Genomic DNA, 14,370 nt, shown 5'->3' on the forward strand with positions numbered 1-14,370 from the left:
CAAGAGCTCGTGTTTGATTTGGTCCTATGCGGGGCGCATAGGATCAACGCGCCAACCCCCGCTCGCTGCGGTCGAGGAAGTCGAGCATATGGCGTACGTCTTCGCTGTCCTTGGCCTGCGTCGCCAGTTGCTCGCGCGCCTCGGCCAGCGACAGGCCCGAGGTGTACAGCGTGCGGTAGGCGCGCTTGATCGCCGTGATGCGTTCCGGCTCGAAGCCGCGGCGCTTCAGGCCGGTGGTGTTGAGGCCGCGCGGACGACCGTTCTGCTCGTTGGCCATCATCAGGAACGGCGGCACGTCGGCGCCGAGCAGGCAGCCCATGGCGATAAAGGCGTGCTCGCCGATCTTGCAGAACTGATGTGCGCCGGAATAGCCGGAGAACACCGTCCAGTCGCCCACTTCCACATGCCCGGCCAGCGCGGAGTAGTTGGAGAAGATGGTGTGGTTGCCGATCTTGCAATCGTGCGCCACGTGCACGTAGGCAAGCAGCCAGTTGTCGTTGCCGATCTGGGTCATGCCACCGCCGTCGCCGGTGCCACGGTTGATGGTGACGAATTCGCGGATCAGATTGCGGTCGCCGATGACCAGCTCGGTGCTCTCGCCGCTGAACTTCATGTCCTGCGGATCGCCGCCGAGCGAGGCGAACTGCGCAATGCGATTGTCGCGTCCGATCCGGGTGGGGCCTTCGATCACCACGTGCGGGCCGATCACGGTGCCGTCGCCGATCTGCACGCGGGCGCCGATAACGGTATAGGCGCCGATGCTGACGTTATTGCCGATAACGGCAGAGGGATCGATCTGCGCGGTCGGATGGATCATTTTTCGGACCTCGCTGCGCACATCAGCTCGCAGCTGGCCACTTCCTTGCCGTCGACCAGGGTGCGCGCCTCGAACAGGCCCATGCTGCGCAGCAGGCGCTTCAGGCGCACTTCCATGCGCAGCTGGTCGCCCGGCACCACCGGCGCGTTGAAGCGGGCGTTGTCGACCTTGGCCAGGTAGAACAGCGCGCTGGGCGAGCCGCCTTTCAGGCGCGCGCTGAGCTGCGTGAGCAGGCCGGCCGACTGCGCCATGGCTTCCACGATCAGCACGCCCGGCATGACCGGGTGGCCCGGGAAATGGCCGTTGAAGAACGGTTCGTTGATGGTGACGTTCTTCAGCGTCACCACGCTCTGATCCGGCACGATCTCGATCACGCGATCGACCAGCAGGAACGGGTAGCGATGCGGCAGCAGTTGTTGGATCTGCTCCACGGTCACCGGCAGCGCGATCGGAGCGGTGTTGTCAGTCATCGTTCTTATCCTTTTCCAGCGCCGACAGCCGGCGCGCGTACTCGTCGAGATGCTTGAAGCGCGCGGCATTGCGGCGCCATTGACGGTTTTCCTGCAGCGGTACGCCGGAGGAGTATTCGCCGGCCTCCCGAATCGAATGGGTTACCAGGCTCTTGGCGGTAATGGTAACCCGGTCGGCCAGTTCCAGATGGCCCAGCACGCCGGCATTGCCGCCGATCATGCAATAGCGGCCGATTTTCGCGCTGCCGGCCACCGCCGCGCAGCCGGCCATCGCCGTGTGTGCGCCCACATACACGTTGTGGGCGATCTGGATCTGGTTATCCAGGCGCACGTCTTCTTCCAGCACCGTGTCGTCCAGGGCGCCGCGGTCGATGGTGGTGTTGGCGCCGATCTCGCAATCGTCGCCGATGCGCACGCCGCCCAGCTGCGGCAGCTTCACCCAATGGTCGCGGTCGAAAGCGAGGCCGAATCCATCCGAGCCGATCACCGCCCCCGGATGCACCAGTACGCGCTTGCCCAGCGTGACGCGGGTGACCAGGGTGACCCGTGCTACCAGCCGCGACTGGGCCCCCACCACGCATTCGGCGCCGATGATGCAGTGCGGCCCAAGCACCACGCCTTCCTCGATGACGGCGCCGTCATCGACCACGCAGCAGGGGCCGATGCTTGCGCTGGGATGGACGCGGGCGCCGGCTGCGACCACTGCGCTTGGATGGATGCCCGGCACGGCGGCCGGCAGGCGTTCGAACAGGGCGGCAATATGTGCATACGCCACATACGGATCGCGCGCGACCAGCGCCGCCGTGGGGCAGGCTTCGGCGGCGTCCTGGTGCAGTACGACCACGCCGGCGCGCGTATTGCCCAGCTGCACGGCGTATTTGCTGTTGGAAAGAAAGCTCAGCTGGCTGGGCCCTGCGCCAGCGAGCGTACCCACGCCGTCGATGATGCGCGTGCCGTCGCCACGGAATTCCAGGCTGAAACGTTCGGCCAGTTCGGCCACGCTGTATTGGATCTTGCTCATGCAGGGCTCCACGGCATCCGCGGCATTGTACGGGCTGGGCCCGGACAACGTGCGGCAGCATGCGGCTTCAAAAGAAAGCGCGGCCAGGCCGCGCTTGCTGTGGACCTATCCGTGCAGGCCGGCTTAGAACTGGCTGCCGAAGGTGAACTGGATGCGTTCTTCGTACTGGTTGTCGCCAGGCTGGGTGCGGAACGGCATGCCCAGGCTGATGATCAGCGGACCGATCGGCGCCTGCCAGTGCAGCGAGATACCGGCGGAGGCGTCGAGCTGCTTGGCGCGGAAGCTGCTGATGTCCTGGTAGGCCTGGCCGACGTCCATGAACAGCGAGACGCGGGCGGTGTTGATGTCCTTCAGGAACGGCAGCGGCAGGTAGATTTCCGCGGTGCCCAGCACCTTGAACGCACCGCCGATCGGCTGCGCATAGGAGTAGGTGCTGTTGGCGCAGTAGCCGTTGGACGACGGCAAGATCGGGCCGCCGCTGGCGTTGGTGCCGGCGCAGGCGCGCGGGCCCAGGGTGTTGTCCTGGAAGCCGCGCAGGTCGGTCACGCCGCCGGCGTAGAAGTTCATCCAGAACGGGAAGGTGACCTGCTGGCCAGCCTTGTAGCCGACCTGGCTGCTGGTGCTGGTGGCGGCGGTGTAGTCGTCGGTGGTGTTGGCAAAGGTCTTGCCGCCATAGGTGCTGCCGTAGCCGACCTTGCCGTCCAGGTACAGCACGAAACCGCCGCCGATCGGCCAGTAATGGTTGGCCTCGCCGTTGAAGGTCCAGTACTGCACGGTGGAGCCGGGCAGCGCCGCGTTCACCGTGGCGGTGAGCTGGCCGCCGTGGGTCGGCGCCCAGTAGGAGTTGCGCGTGTCGTGCACCCAGCTCAGCGAGCCGTTCCAGGTGTGGATGGTCTTGTGGTCCAGCGCATTCATGTAGTCGATCAGGATCTGCGGGGTGTAGCCCACATACGTATTGATCGTGGTGCTGCTGATGCCGAGGCTGCCGCTGAGGCGGTCGAAGTCGGTGATCGGGATGCCCAGCGTGGTGGAGAACGACTTGGTGCTGTTGGAGTAGCTGGCGTACTCGCTGCCCAGGTCGGTGTAGTCCGCACGCGAGAAGCTGGCGTTGTAGCCGATGCCGATGCCGCTGTCGGTCAGATAGGGGTTGGAGTAGCTCGCATTGATCTGGGTGAGGTAGTCGCTGCGTTCCGCACCGATCGAGAACTGGTCGCCGGTACCGAGGAAGTTTCGCTGCGACACCGAGCTGGACAGGATGATGCCCGAATACTGCGAGTAGCCCACGCCGAAGGTCAGGCTGCCGGCGGACTGTTCTTCCACCTTCACGGTCAGGTCGACTTCGTCATCGGTGCCCGGCACGGTCTGCTTGTCGATCTTGACCGTCTTGAAGAAGCCCAGCTGCTGCAGGCGGATCTTGGAACGGTCGATCGCCGCCTGCGAGTACCAGGAGCCTTCGAGCTGGCGCATTTCGCGGCGCAGCACGTCGTCTTCGGTACGGGTGTTGCCCTGGAAGATCACGCGGCGCACGTAGACGCGCGGACCTGGCTGGATGTACCAGGTCACGTCGACGGTCTTCTTTTCCTTGTCGAGCTTCGGTACCGAATTGACCTTGGCGAAGGCGTAGCCGATGTTCGCCAGCAGGGCCTTGATCGAGTCGGAGGTGGCTTCGATGGCGCGGCGGTTGAACAGGTCGCCGTTCTTCACGAACACCAGCCTGCGCAGCGTGTCTTCCGGCAGGATCAGCTGGCCGAGCAGGTGCGTGTCGGAGATGTGGTAGATCTCGCCCTGGGTGACGTCGGCGGCGATGTACATCGCGCGCTTGTCGGGCGCAATGGTGACCTGGGTGGAATCGATGCCGAAGTCGGCGTAGCCGCGGTCCATGTAGTAGGACTGCAGCTTCTTCAGGTCGCCCGAGAGCTTGTCCTGCGAATACTGGTCGTTCTTCGAATACCAGGACAGCCAGTTGGTGGTGCCGGATTCGAAATCTTTCTCGATGTCGTGGGTGGTGAACGCCGTATTGCCGACGATGTTCACTTCCTTGAGCTTGGCGACCTTGCCTTCGCGGATTTCGATGTCGATGGACACGCGGTTGCGGTCGAGCTCGGTCACGTGCGGGCTGACCGACACGTTGTACTTGCCGCGGTTGTAGTACTGGCGGATCAGTTCCTGCTGCACGCGGTCGAGCGCGAGGCGGTCGAAGGTTTCGCCTTCGGACAGGCCGATGTCCTTCAGGCCCTTCTTCAGGTCGTCGGTCTTGATGTCGCTGTTGCCGCGAATGGTCAGCTTGGTGATCGACGGGCGTTCCACCACCTTGACCACCAGGATGTCGCCATCGCGCTCCAGTTCCACATCGCTGAAGAACTTGGTGTTGTACAGGGCGCGGATGGCCTGCTGGGCTTCTTCGTTGGTGAGGCGGTCGCCCTTGTTGATCTGCAGGTAGTTGAACACCGTGCCTGCGGAGATGCGGCTGAGACCTTCGATACGGATATCGGAAACGACGAATGGTTCGAGAGCGAGCACGCTCGTAGATAGGGAGGCAAGCAAAATCAGGGCGGCGATACGCTTCATCGTCGAATCCGTTGTGTTATTCGGACGGGCCGGTCATGCGACCGGCCCGCTGTATTTTTTTGCGAGGCCGGCCTGGTGCCGGTCTCGTGTTTTTAACCGCACTGCGCCTGGCCTGCCCGTAGCGTTCGCCGCGGACGCCGCGCGATGCGGGTGGGTTGCCATGCGATCGGGAAGCCGCGGCCAGCGTCCAACCAGAGGTTGTCAGCGGCGCGCATCCGTATCACGAGGGCAGGATGATGCGATGGATGTCGTTGTAGAACGCCAACCCCATCAGCGTGAACAACAAAGCGATGCCCACATACTGGCCCGCGATCATGGTCCGTTCGCTGACCGGGCTGCCTTTGATCAGCTCGATAAGGTAATACAGCAGGTGCCCCCCGTCCAAGATCGGGATGGGCAGCAGGTTGATGATCGCCAGGCTGAGCGACACCAGGCCGAGGAATTCCAGGAAACGGTCCAGCCCCGCCTGCGCCGACATGTTGGCCGCCTGCGCGATGCCGATCACGCCGGACAGGTTCTTGGTCGAGGCCTGCCCGGTCAGCATCTTGCTGACCATGGTGAAGGTGTCGGTGGTGCGCTGCCAGGTAAGGTCGAGCGACTCGCTGAACGCCTTGAGCGGGCCGTAATGCTGGATCGCCGCTTCCGAGGCTGCCGGCGTTACGCCGATCACCCAGCGCGCCGCGCCGCCCTCGGGCGACTCCATGCGTGCGGTAACGCTGAACTGCATCGGCCGGTGGTTGCGTTCCACTTCGACGCTGAGCTTGGGCGACTTGGCCGCCGCTGCCACGATCTGCTTGCCCAGATCGTTGAAATCCTTCACGGCCACGCCATCGATGCTGAGGATCTTGTCGCCGGCCTGCAGGCCGGCCAGCGCGGCCGGGTCGCCCGGCGACACGGTGGCGGCGACGGCAGGGGCGGCGGCCAGTTCCAGGCCGAGCTTGTCCATGTACTGGCCGATATCTTGCCCGGCCGGCAACCGATCCAGCGGCAGCACCAGCGAGCGCTGGCTGCCGTCGGTGCCGCGCACGGTGACCGGCAGCGCGGTACGGCCGAGCATGGCGTTGGCGATCGCGTCGAGCGAGCCCGTCCAGGTGGTGACCTGCTCGCCGCCGAGGCTCAGCAGCCGGTCGCCGGGACGGATGCCGGCCTGGGCAGCGATGCTCTGCGGCTCCGCGGTGACTACCGGCGCGTAATCGGTGCGGCCCAGCACGAACATCAGCCAGAACGCAGCCACGGTAAAGATGATGTTGAAGCCGGGGCCTGCAGCAACGATGGCGATGCGCTTCCAGATCGGCTGCGCGGTGAATTCCTGCTCGCGCAGCGCCGGGTCGACTTCGCCCTCGCGCGCATCGAGCATTTTGACGTAGCCGCCCAGCGGAATGGCAGCCACCTGGTATTCGGTGCCGTCACGCGCAACGTGCTTCCAGATGGCGCGGCCGAAGCCGACCGAGAAGCGCAGCACCTTCACGCCGCAGCGGCGTGCGACCCAGTAGTGTCCGAATTCGTGAAAGGTCACCAGCACGCCAAGCGTGACCAGCAACCAAAACACCGAGCCGAAAAAGGGATTCATCAAGGCAGGTACGTCTCTAGGGAACTCAAAGCTTATCAGCAAGCGTTGCGAAGTACCCGCCGGGCGGCGCCCCGGGCGGCCCGATCGCGTTCGCTGAGGGTTTGGGTATCGACCACGGGCATCGGCGGCAGTTCCATCAGAATCTGCTCGACCAGGTCGGCAACCGACGGCAGCGACAGGGAGCCGGCGAGGAAGGCCTCTACCGCCACCTCGTAAGCCGCGTTCAGGATGGTTGCCGCGTCGCCGCCTGCGCGCATGGCGTGGTAGGCGAGCGCAAGGCAGCGGAAGCTGGCCAGGTCCGGTTGCTCGATGGCCGGCGCGGTGGCGTCCGGCGTGTTGACCGCCGTTTCAGCCGATGCCGGCCACGCCAATGCGCGGGCAAGCACCTCCGGCAGCATTGCCGCGCCGGGCTGGATTCGCAGCTGGCCGTCGTCGTACTCGATCCGCACGTGGGTTTGCGCCTGCGGTTGGATCATCGCCTCGATCCGATCGGGCGCATCTCGCAGCAAGGCTTTGGCGGCGATCGCCAGCAGGCCGTCGCGCATCAGGCAGGCTGCACCCACCGCGGCGCCAAGTTCACGGGGGTTGCGCGAGGTGCCGAGTTGCGCCGGAGTGACCCGCACTAACTGGGCTCGGCTCAAACCGGCGAGCGGCCCTCCCGCTCCAGCCAGCACGAGCCGTTCGGGGCGGCTTCCCGGGGCGGCCTCACCGAAGCCGACGAAGGCCGCGAATAGCTCCGATTGCAGCGGGATCAGCCCACCGCCGCCTTGATCGAGCGCCTGGCGCAATAGCGGGCCAGCGACGACGGCCGATTCTCGATTGCCCAGCAACAGATGCTTGCCGCTGCGTGCGGCGGCCAGGCTGGCCTCAATGCCGCTGGAACCGGCGATGCCGACGATCACCGTATCGCAGCCGCCTGAAGCCGCCGATGCGGCCAGGGCGCCCGGGCCGCTGGCGATATCGCAAGTCACGCCGGCTGCTGCCAGGCGGCGCGCCAGCGCACCTTCCAGGGCGGGATCCGCAATGACGGCGAGTTCGGGTCGATGGCGGACGCATTGCGCGGCCAGCGCGTCGACGTCGCGATACGCCGTCAGCACGCGTGCGCGGTAGCGCTCCGGATGGCCATGGATGAGCTTGAGCGCGCTGCTGCCGATCGCGCCGGTTGCACCCAATACGGCAACCTGGCGCATCGCCGGAATTACTCAGAAGCCCAGCAGCAGCTTGCCGAGGGCGAAGAAGGGCAGCGCCGCAAAAACGCTGTCGAGGCGGTCCAGCAGGCCGCCATGGCCGGGGAACAGCACGCCGGAGTCTTTCACGTTGGCGTGCCGCTTCATCAGGCTTTCCAGCAGGTCGCCGACGATCGAGCTGGCCACGGTCACCACCGTCACCACCACCAGGCCGGCTAGGCGCGCGTCGCGCACACCGAGCAGCCAGCCGCCCGCCGCGATCACCACGGCGCTGGCGGCGAAGGCGCCGTACACGCCGGCCCAGGTCTTGCCCGGGCTGATCTGCGGCGCCAGCTTGCGCTTGCCGAAGAAGCGGCCGGAGAAATAAGCGCCCGTATCGGCGGTCCAGACCAGCAGCATGGCCAGAAACGCCCACACGTGGCCGTGCGGCTGGCTGCCATGGATGCTCAGGGCGGCCACCCAGGCCGGGAAGATCACGAACACACCGGCCAGCAATTTCAGATTGCGGTTCTCAGGGGTGGGCGCGGCAGCGAAGGCGAAATGGCGCAGCCACATGCAAACCACCAGCCACCAGGCCACCCCGGCGGCGATCAGCGCCGGCCACAGCCACGCCGAGGCACGCACCAGCCACAACAACACGAACAGCACCGCCGCCACGCCCAGCACCACACCGCGGGTGCGGCGGTCCTTCATGCCGGACAGCCGGGTCCACTCCCAGGTGGCCGCCAGGAACGCCGCGGCCAGCAGCCAGGCGAACAAGTCCGTCGGCACGAACAGGATCAGCAGGATGGCTAGCGGCGCAAGGAGCAGGGCGGTTAGAACGCGCTGTCGCAGCATGAAGGCTCCTTAATGGTCAGGCCTGGGCGACCTGATCACCGGTACGGCCAAAGCGGCGCTCGCGGCGGGCAAAGTCATTGATGGCGTGCTGCAGCGAGATCTGGTTGAAGTCCGGCCACAGCGTATCGGTGAAATACAGCTCCGCATAGGCCAGCTGCCACAGCAGAAAATTGCTGACGCGGCGATCGCCGCCGGTGCGGATGAACAGGTCCAGCGGGGGCAGTTCGGCCAGGCTGGTGGAGGCATCGAAGGCGGTTTCGTCGATGGCGTCCATCGACAGCTCGCCCTGCGCCACGGCGGCGGCGAGCTTGCGTGCGGCCTGCACGATGTCCCAGCGGCCGCCGTAGTTCACCGCGATGCTCATCTGCAGCTTGCTGTTGCCGGCGGTGCGCTTCATGGCGCCCAGCATGCGCTGCTGCAGCGGCTTCTCGAACGCGCCCAGATCGCCGATGAAGCGCAGACGCACGCCGTTTTCGTCCAGCTCGTCGACTTCTTTGTCGAGCGCGCGCACGAACAGGTCCAGCAGGGCGCCGACTTCTTCCGCCGGGCGCTGCCAGTTCTCGCTGGAGAAGGCAAACAAGGTCAGTGCTTCCACGCCTTGCCGCAGGCAGCCTTCCACCACTTCGCGCACAGCCTTGCGGCCGGCGTTATGGCCGAAGCTGCGCGGGCGATGGCGTGCTTTCGCCCAGCGGCCGTTGCCATCCATTACGATGCCGATGTGGCGAGGTAGGTAGGTTTGGGAAGTCGTGGTCATGGATGAAGCGTAGCGTCGACGACGATAGTTGCCTCGCTGGGGCGGGGGCGGAGCGCGCGTTCGTCAGGAAACGGCCACTTTTGGTCGCCGCTTGGCCTTTTGAAGGATGCAGCTTGCCACGGAAAGTTCCAGTGGGCCGATGCCGGCAGGGTGCCGGCCTGATACCCGCGGGAATGTCGCCTTGAGCTGGTGCGAACCTTCACCTGTGGCCCTCTCCCCTGTCCGAGAGCACGGAGCATAGCGTGCCGTGCGGCTTCGTTCCCATGTAATGGCGTGCCCACTGGCGGGCCGTGGCCGGTGGCGATGGATCACATCGCCATCAGCTCTTCTTCCTTGGTCTTGGCCACCGCATCCACTTCCTTCACGAAGCGGTCGGTGAGCTTCTGGATCTCTTCGTCGGCCTTGCGCTCTTCGTCTTCGGTGATCTGCTTTTCTTTCAGCAGGTCCTTGACGTGCTGCAGGGCGTCGCGGCGCACGTTGCGGATCGCGATCTTGGCGTTTTCGCCCTCATGCGAGACGTGCTTGGCCAGCTCGCGGCGGCGCTCCTCGGTGAGCGGCGGCATGTTGAGGCGGATCACCGTGCCGGCGGTGGTCGGGGTAATGCCGATGTCGGAGGCCAGCAGCGCCTTCTCGATCGGGGCGACCATGTTCTTTTCGAACGGCGTGATGATGATCGAGCGACCATCCGCCAGCGACACCGATGCAACCTGGTTCAGCGCCGTGTCCGAGCCGTAGTAGGGCACCTTGATGTGGTCGACCAGCGAGGTGCTGGCGCGGCCGGTGCGCAGGCGGGACAAGTCGTGCTTGAGGGCATCGATGCTCTTGCCCATGCGGGTCTGGGCATCGTTCTTGATGTCGTTGAGCATGAGTAAATCACCCGGTGGCGTGCAAGCCGGTCATTATAGCAGGGGGCCAAAGAGCGGGACGAGCGCCGGACCGCACCAGGCTGGATTTGCCCGTGCCGGCGGCCGCTCGTGCCGCTGGTGTTCAGCCAGCGTCGACCAGGGTGCCCACCTGTTCGCCGCGCATGATGCGCATCAGGTTGCCGGGCACGGTCATGTCGTAGATGCGCAGGGGCATGCGGTGATCGCGGCACAGCGCGATGGCGGCGGTGTCCATCACCGCCAGCTTGCGTTCGATCACCTGGTCGTAGCTCAGCTGCTCGAAGCGCACCGCGTCGTGCACCTTGGCCGGGTCGGCGTTGTACACGCCGTCGACCTTGGTGGCCTTGAGCAGCAGGTCTGCACTCGTTTCGATCGCACGCAGCGCGGCGGCGGAATCGGTGGTGAAGAACGGATTGCCGGTACCGGCGGCAAACAGCACGATGCGGCCCTTTTCGATATGCCGGATGGCGCGGCGGCGGATGAAGTCCTCGGCCACGTCGTGGATCTGGATGGCGCTCATGACGCGGGCGAAGCCGCCGCGCTTCTCGATGGAATCCTGCATGGCCAGCGCGTTCATCACGGTGGCCAGCATGCCCATGTGGTCGCCGGTGACGCGGTCCATGCCGGCCGCCGCCAGGCCGGCGCCGCGGAAGATGTTGCCGCCGCCGATCACCACGCCGATCTGCACGCCGTAGCGCTGGATTTCAATGATTTCGTCGGCCAGGCGGCCGATGACTTTCGGGTCGATGCCGTAGTCGGCATCACCCATCAATGCTTCGCCGGAGAGCTTGAGCAGGATGCGTTGATACTTTAGCTGTTCGCTCATGGAGGCTCCGGATTGTGAGATGCAAAACGGACGCATTGTAGCGGAGCCCGCCTGCCACGTCAGCGCATCCTCCCCACACGGGGAGGATGTGAAGCCTCACAACTCCAACTGGACTTCGCGCTTGAGTACGCGCGTGCTTACCAGGTAGTAGGCGATGCCCAGGCCCAGCCAGGCCAGGCCGATCGCCTTGGCCTGCCAGTCCATCTGCCACAGCACATAGCCGATGATCAGCAGCCCGATCAGCGGAAACACCAGGTGCAGCACCCAGCGCCTGGAGCGCTGGCGGATCATGTAGTGGTTGATCACCGACAGATGCAGCACCAGGAAGCCGCTGAGCGCACCGAAGTTGACGATGCGGCTGAGGCTGTCGATATGGCTGGCGAAGGCCAGTCCGACCGCCAGCGACACCGCCGCCACCAGCAGCGTGCTGACATATGGCGTCTGGTATTTGGGGTGCACCTTGGCCAGCACATGCGGCAATTTGCGGTCGCGGCCCATGGCATACAGGATGCGCGAGATGGCCGCCTGCGCCACCAGCGCGTTGGCGATGCCCCACGACAGTGCCGTGGCCCACATGGTGGCGTACTTGAGCGTGTTGCCGCCGGCCCGGGCGGCGGTTTCGTAGAAAGCCACGTCGTTATTGCTGAACGACATGCCGCGGGCCAGGTCCACGGCAATCCAGGTCTGCAGGATGAACAGGGCGCCCACCACCAGCAACGCAACCAGGGACGCCTTGCCGACGCTGTCCACGCCGTCGCGGCTTTCCTCCGACAACGTGGAGATGCCGTCGAAGCCGAGGAAGGACAGCACCGCGATCGACACCGCGCCGACCACCACCGACAGGCTGAATTTCTCGGGGTTGTACAGCGGCGCCAGGGTGAGGCCGGTCGGATGGTCGCCGGAATACAGCGCAACCAGGCCGAGCACGATGAACACCGCCAGGATGATGCCTTCGGCAACCAGGATGTAGCGGTTGGCCTTGGCGGTGAATTCCACCCCGAACAGATTGATCAGCGTGTTGACGGCGATAAAGCCGGTCAGCCAGGCCCAGGCCGGCACACCGGGCACCATCGGCTGCAGGGCCGCCGCGCTGACGATATACAGCAGCGCCGGCACCAGGATGTAGTCGAGCAGGATCAACCAGCCGGAAAAGAAGCCGACCACTTCGTGAATGCCGCGCTGCGCATAGGCATACACCGAGCCTGCTACCGGAAAGGCGCGCGACATCGACCAGTAGCTCATCGCGGTGAAGAACATCGCGACCATGCCGATCAGATACGCCAGCGGCACCATGCCGCGCGCATCTTCGTACACATAGCCGAACACGCCGAACGGTGCGATCGGCACCATGAAGATCATGCCGTACACGACCAGGTCGCGGATGCTGAGTGCGCGCTTGAGTTCCTGCTTGTAACCGAAGTTCTGTTCGACCGGCATCATGCGTCCTGCAGGCTGATGTTGAGTTGGCGGGCAATCGACTTGGGCAGTGCGTAACGGCAGGTTTTCTGCGGATCGACCACCTGGCAGATCTGCAGATCGCCGGCAACGGAGAGCAGGTTCACCGCATCGTCGATGGACATGCCGGCGCGCTTGCTGACGAAGGACGCCATGTTGCGCGCCGCCAGATTGGCGGCATCGTCGAGCAAAGGCGCCGATGCGATGGTGTAGATCGCATCGGCGGTCTGTGCCATCGGCGTGGGCAGCTCGTGGTTTTTGAGCACCGCCACGCGCACGGTGACTTCTCCGGCGATCTCCATGCCGCATACCGACACTTCGCCGTCGCCCATCGCCGCATGCAGATCACCCATTGCCAGCAATGCGCCGGGCACGTTCACCGGCAGATAGAGCGTGGTGCCCTCGGCGATGATCTTGCAGTCCATATTGCCGCCGTGGGCGTCGGGCGTGCCGCACGACACCGGCGCGCCGGCCGGCGCCGTGCCGATCACGCCGATCATCGGATTGAGCGGCACGCGCACGCCTTGCGGGAGCGTGGCGTGGCCATCGGCGATGGGAATGACGCGGATGGTCGGTGCGCTGATCTGGTCGCCGCATACGCCGAGCTTGGGCGCGGTCACCATCACGGCCTGGCGGTTCAGTGCGATGCGCTCGATATGCACGGCGAGCACGTCGCCGGGCTGTGCCTCGTCGATATACACCGGACCGGTGGCGGGATTGACGCGCTGCCAGTCCAGCTCGCCGAACGCAGCATCGGCCGACTGGATCTGATCCTCGAAACAGTCGCAGGTCTCGAATACCAGGGTGCCGGGGCCGGCGATGCGCAATGCCGGCGCCTGCTCGGGGCCCATGGCGTAAATCAGATGGTTGCGGGTGACGCGATGCACAGGACCTCCTTGCGGCGATCGACTTTCGCCGACAGATCAGAACCAACGATACCTAGGTGTCCGCCTACGGTGCAGGAAGGGCTTTGGGCAAGATATAAGTCAGATCCTAAATGCAGCTACCTAGGTGTAGAACGCGGGCATAAAAAAAGCCGCGGAGATCCGCGGCTTTTTTCGTAGGCGTTGCCCGGTTATCAGGCGAGGCCGGCTTGCTTCATCACTTCGGCGGCGAAGTCGTCCTGCACCTTCTCGATGCCTTCGCCCACGGCCAGGCGGGCCACCGAGATCACGTCGGCGCCTTCCTTCTTCAGGGCGTCGCCAACCGTGGTGTTGGTGTCCAGCACATAGGCCTGGCCGAGCAGGGTCACTTCGGAAATGATCTTGCTGACCTTGCCGCCGACGATCTTTTCCAGGATCTCGGCCGGCTTGGCCTTGTCCTTCTCGGACATCTGGCTCAGCGCGATGTCCTTTTCCTTGGCCAGGAAGTCGGCCGGCACCTCTTCGGCGCGCACATAGGCCGGGTTCATCGCCGCCACGTGCATGGCGATGCCCTTGGCCAGGTCTTCCGAGCCGCCCTTCAGGGCCACCAGCACGCCGATGCGGCCGCCGTGGATGTAGGCGGCGGTCACGCCGTCATTGGCCACGCGCGCCATGCGGCGCACCTGGATGTTCTCGCCGATGGTGGCGACCAGGGCCTTGGCGGCTTCTTCGACCGTGCCGCCGCCCGGATAGGCAGCAGCCTTCAGCGCGTCGATGTCGCTGGCGCCGGACTTCAGCGCCACGTCGGCGACGTTGTCGCTGAACTTCACGAAATCGGGGTTCTTGGTGACGAAGTCGGTTTCGCAGTTCACTTCCACCAGCACGGCGGCGCCGTTGCCCTGGGCGGTGACGATGCGGCCTTCGGCGGCCACGCGGCCGGCCTTCTTGTCGGCCTTGGCCAGACCCGACTTGCGCAGCCATTCCATGGCGACTTCGATGTCGCCATTGTTTTCAACCAGTGCCTTCTTGCACTCCATCATGCCGGCGCCGGAGCGCTCGCGCAGTTCCTTGACCAGTTGGGCGGAGATATCAGCCATTGCAAAGTTCCTCGGGAATCT

13 protein-coding genes are annotated in these 14,370 nt (G+C 65.1%); all 13 read right to left on the reverse strand.

All coding sequences use genetic code 11. The features are described 5' to 3' along the window. Positions 1-43: 43 nt before the first annotated feature. The 13 genes from lpxA to tsf all read right to left on the reverse strand — a co-directional run bounded on the left by lpxA (position 44) and on the right by tsf (position 14,349). Positions 44-817 carry an acyl-ACP--UDP-N-acetylglucosamine O-acyltransferase gene (lpxA, locus tag IGX34_RS14690; protein WP_192556475.1) on the reverse strand — a complete coding sequence of 258 codons (774 nt, stop codon included), beginning with the start codon at positions 815-817 and terminating at the stop codon, positions 44-46. Beyond that, positions 814-1,287, reverse strand: coding sequence for a 3-hydroxyacyl-ACP dehydratase FabZ (gene fabZ / locus IGX34_RS14695; protein WP_192556476.1), 474 nt, complete (start codon positions 1,285-1,287; stop codon positions 814-816). The genes lpxA and fabZ overlap by 4 nt, the downstream gene beginning before the upstream one ends. Continuing rightward, complete coding sequence (gene lpxD / locus IGX34_RS14700) at positions 1,280-2,308, reverse strand: UDP-3-O-(3-hydroxymyristoyl)glucosamine N-acyltransferase (protein WP_192556477.1); 1,029 nt, start codon at positions 2,306-2,308, stop codon at positions 1,280-1,282. The genes fabZ and lpxD overlap by 8 nt, the downstream gene beginning before the upstream one ends. Positions 2,309-2,431: 123 nt before the next feature. Beyond that, on the reverse strand, positions 2,432-4,876 hold the full coding sequence (gene bamA / locus IGX34_RS14705; protein ID WP_192556478.1) for an outer membrane protein assembly factor BamA: 2,445 nt from the start codon (positions 4,874-4,876) through the stop codon (positions 2,432-2,434). A 220-nt stretch (positions 4,877-5,096) separates the two neighbouring features. Then, positions 5,097-6,446 (reverse strand): RIP metalloprotease RseP, encoded by a 1,350-nt coding sequence (gene rseP / locus IGX34_RS14710; protein ID WP_192556479.1) that lies wholly within the window; start codon positions 6,444-6,446, stop codon positions 5,097-5,099. Between the two features lie 35 nt (positions 6,447-6,481). Next, on the reverse strand, positions 6,482-7,636 hold the full coding sequence (locus IGX34_RS14715; RefSeq protein WP_192556480.1) for a 1-deoxy-D-xylulose-5-phosphate reductoisomerase: 1,155 nt from the start codon (positions 7,634-7,636) through the stop codon (positions 6,482-6,484). Positions 7,637-7,648: 12 nt separating this feature from the next. Next, entirely contained in the window at positions 7,649-8,470 is an 822-nt protein-coding gene (locus IGX34_RS14720; RefSeq protein WP_192556481.1) for a phosphatidate cytidylyltransferase, read from the reverse strand. 16 nt (positions 8,471-8,486) lie between these two features. Next, a complete protein-coding gene (gene uppS, locus IGX34_RS14725; protein WP_192556482.1) occupies positions 8,487-9,224 on the reverse strand; it encodes a polyprenyl diphosphate synthase in 738 nt (245 codons plus the stop codon). A gap of 308 nt (positions 9,225-9,532) precedes the next feature. Continuing rightward, positions 9,533-10,090 carry a ribosome recycling factor gene (frr, locus tag IGX34_RS14730; protein WP_192556483.1) on the reverse strand — a complete coding sequence of 186 codons (558 nt, stop codon included), beginning with the start codon at positions 10,088-10,090 and terminating at the stop codon, positions 9,533-9,535. A gap of 121 nt (positions 10,091-10,211) precedes the next feature. Continuing rightward, on the reverse strand, positions 10,212-10,934 hold the full coding sequence (gene pyrH, locus IGX34_RS14735; protein WP_192556484.1) for a UMP kinase: 723 nt from the start codon (positions 10,932-10,934) through the stop codon (positions 10,212-10,214). Positions 10,935-11,030: 96 nt separating this feature from the next. Beyond that, positions 11,031-12,374, reverse strand: coding sequence for an APC family permease (locus IGX34_RS14740; protein ID WP_225737486.1), 1,344 nt, complete (start codon positions 12,372-12,374; stop codon positions 11,031-11,033). Next, on the reverse strand, positions 12,371-13,276 hold the full coding sequence (locus tag IGX34_RS14745; RefSeq protein ID WP_338015480.1) for an acetamidase/formamidase family protein: 906 nt from the start codon (positions 13,274-13,276) through the stop codon (positions 12,371-12,373). Before IGX34_RS14745 ends, IGX34_RS14740 begins: the two co-directional genes overlap by 4 nt. Before the next feature lie 191 nt (positions 13,277-13,467). Then, positions 13,468-14,349, reverse strand: coding sequence for a translation elongation factor Ts (gene tsf / locus IGX34_RS14750; protein WP_192556485.1), 882 nt, complete (start codon positions 14,347-14,349; stop codon positions 13,468-13,470). Positions 14,350-14,370: the final 21 nt, after the last annotated feature.

Origin of the sequence: Dyella acidiphila (genome assembly GCF_014863405.1) — a bacterium.
Classification (GTDB): Bacteria; Pseudomonadota; Gammaproteobacteria; order Xanthomonadales; family Rhodanobacteraceae; genus Dyella_B; species Dyella_B acidiphila.

Excerpts from the sequence above, each read along its gene's own strand:
- lpxA (WP_192556475.1), bottom strand. The coding sequence starts at position 817 with ATGATCCATCCGACCGCGCAGATCGATCCCTCTGCCGTTATCGGCAAT.
- fabZ (WP_192556476.1), bottom strand. The coding sequence starts at position 1,287 with ATGACTGACAACACCGCTCCGATCGCGCTGCCGGTGACCGTGGAGCAG.
- lpxD (WP_192556477.1), bottom strand. The coding sequence starts at position 2,308 with ATGAGCAAGATCCAATACAGCGTGGCCGAACTGGCCGAACGTTTCAGC.
- bamA (WP_192556478.1), bottom strand. The coding sequence starts at position 4,876 with ATGAAGCGTATCGCCGCCCTGATTTTGCTTGCCTCCCTATCTACGAGC.
- rseP (WP_192556479.1), bottom strand. The coding sequence starts at position 6,446 with ATGAATCCCTTTTTCGGCTCGGTGTTTTGGTTGCTGGTCACGCTTGGC.
- IGX34_RS14715 (WP_192556480.1), bottom strand. The coding sequence starts at position 7,636 with ATGCGCCAGGTTGCCGTATTGGGTGCAACCGGCGCGATCGGCAGCAGC.
- IGX34_RS14720 (WP_192556481.1), bottom strand. The coding sequence starts at position 8,470 with ATGCTGCGACAGCGCGTTCTAACCGCCCTGCTCCTTGCGCCGCTAGCC.
- uppS (WP_192556482.1), bottom strand. The coding sequence starts at position 9,224 with ATGACCACGACTTCCCAAACCTACCTACCTCGCCACATCGGCATCGTA.
- frr (WP_192556483.1), bottom strand. The coding sequence starts at position 10,090 with ATGCTCAACGACATCAAGAACGATGCCCAGACCCGCATGGGCAAGAGC.
- pyrH (WP_192556484.1), bottom strand. The coding sequence starts at position 10,934 with ATGAGCGAACAGCTAAAGTATCAACGCATCCTGCTCAAGCTCTCCGGC.
- IGX34_RS14740 (WP_225737486.1), bottom strand. The coding sequence starts at position 12,374 with ATGATGCCGGTCGAACAGAACTTCGGTTACAAGCAGGAACTCAAGCGC.
- tsf (WP_192556485.1), bottom strand. The coding sequence starts at position 14,349 with ATGGCTGATATCTCCGCCCAACTGGTCAAGGAACTGCGCGAGCGCTCC.